Source organism: Amphritea atlantica (assembly GCF_018860855.1).
In the GTDB taxonomy this organism is placed as follows: Bacteria; Pseudomonadota; Gammaproteobacteria; order Pseudomonadales; family Balneatricaceae; genus Amphritea; species Amphritea atlantica_A.
This window is the reverse complement of the sequence record NZ_JAHKQE010000006.1, coordinates 1-1,689: the sequence shown is the minus strand read 5'-3', so window position 1 is coordinate 1,689 and position 1,689 is coordinate 1. Positions and strand designations below refer to the sequence as shown.

The 1,689-nt window shown below is 28.5% G+C and carries 2 protein-coding genes; both read left to right on the top strand.

What is annotated here, in order from left to right; all coding sequences use genetic code 11:
* Positions 1–194: hypothetical protein (locus tag KO512_RS02565; protein ID WP_215950778.1), on the top strand; the 194-nt coding region annotated here is incomplete at its 5' end.
* Positions 195–248: 54 nt separating this feature from the next.
* Complete coding sequence (locus KO512_RS02560) at positions 249–752, top strand: hypothetical protein (protein ID WP_215950777.1); 504 nt, start codon at positions 249–251, stop codon at positions 750–752.
* The last annotated feature ends 937 nt before the right edge of the window (positions 753–1,689 follow it).

The following is a 1,689-nucleotide window of genomic DNA, read 5'->3' as shown; positions in this document are numbered from 1 at the left end:
TTAAGTTGCTCGACTTGGATCAGCAATTGTACCAGCCGAACCGCCAATTCTTCCGTTCAAAGTATGATTCTTTTTCCATACAGATTAACGCTATGTGGGGTTTCGCCCCCACACGGCGAGCCAGCACTCACACCCAAAAACAAGGTGAGAAACTTCTTTTGTTAACGGAAATAAAAGTATTTATTGCAATATAAAGATATTTGCTATCCTTTTATTGTAAGCGTTATCAAAAAATAGGGAGGAATCATATGAAACATAAAAAAACTATATTTAAAGTGGGATCTACAGCTTTAGCTTTATCAATTGGTTTTACAGCTTTAGCACCAACTTCATCTGTTTTTGCTGCTGAAAAAGATAATAATACTTTTGTTATCTCTGATATTAATTTTGATAGAAATGAATTATATAAATTAGGATTGAATGATCATGAAATTGATGAATTCACTCATTTTGGTACTACAGGAATTCTTTTAAAAAATGGAATAGCTTATGATACTGATGGAAATATTATTGAAAATATGGAACGAGGAAAATGGAGTTGGGCTGCAAAAAAATTAGTAGCAAATTATAATAGTTTACCAGGTCCAATAAAAGCTGTTATATCTTATGGCACTATGAATGCTGTTGCAAAAAAATTAGAACAATTAAATGGTGACTTAACATATTGCTTAACAGTCGCAATAGAGTTGGTAGGGTTTAGTCCTAGCGTAGCTAAATGGTTAGCGCAAGGTATTGCATATGCTTTATTCTAAAAAAAAATTATTAATTATATATGTATTAACATCAAGTATTCACTTTGTAATTTCTATGATGTACATATATCAACGAACTAATCTTATATATATACTAAATTTACTATTTTTTATATGTAGTATAATAAGTTTTTTATTACTATATGGATGTTTTGAGAAAAACGAAAAAAATAAACGTAGATTAATGCATATATCAATAGTTTCTGTTATTTTAATTCCAATTTTATTTAGGTTTTTTTATAGGATAATTACTTAAATGGGGTCACCATATCATTTTAAGAAAATTGTACGCTAAGTGATTTATAAAGATCTTAAAGACTTAATAAACGTTTATAAATATTTTGCAATATGTTTATAAACGCGATAAACCTTGATTTTATAAAGATTAAAGTTATGTCCTTAAAGGTATACCTTTACAAATCACGAGTACTTTTCCCATTAGTGATAGGAATATTCCAGTTGACATTTTAGAAGACATCGAATTTTCAAGACCAAATATTCCATATTTAACTGGAAAATAATCTTAGCGTGCAGAAAACATCTTAAATGTGTCTAAATTGTGACGTAACGTGCAATTTTCTTTTTTTGATATGGTGACCCCTTATGGGGTAAGGCAACGATTCTTTACTTTTTGATACACTCAACTTTATAAATCTTTTTTTCTAACATGAAAGTAGTGATACAAGTACTAAATAGTTATTTCTTTTATGTTTTTTAATTTATAGTTCACATCAATAGAATCAAAATTTGTGAGTTATGACATCTAGTTGGCTATTCAATCAAATTATGCTGTTAATCGGTATCATAACTTATATTCATAAGTCGTATATTCTTCAATAGTTAAAAATCATACTATATGGGGACCCCTTTTATATAAATAAAAGCACAGTTTATAGTTCAACTGCGCTTTTTTAACGTATGAGGAATTGTATAAATT

Bases quoted from the DNA above. Each gene is read 5' to 3' on its own strand.
- KO512_RS02560 (WP_215950777.1), top strand. From the start codon at position 249: ATGAAACATAAAAAAACTATATTTAAAGTGGGATCTACAGCTTTAGCT.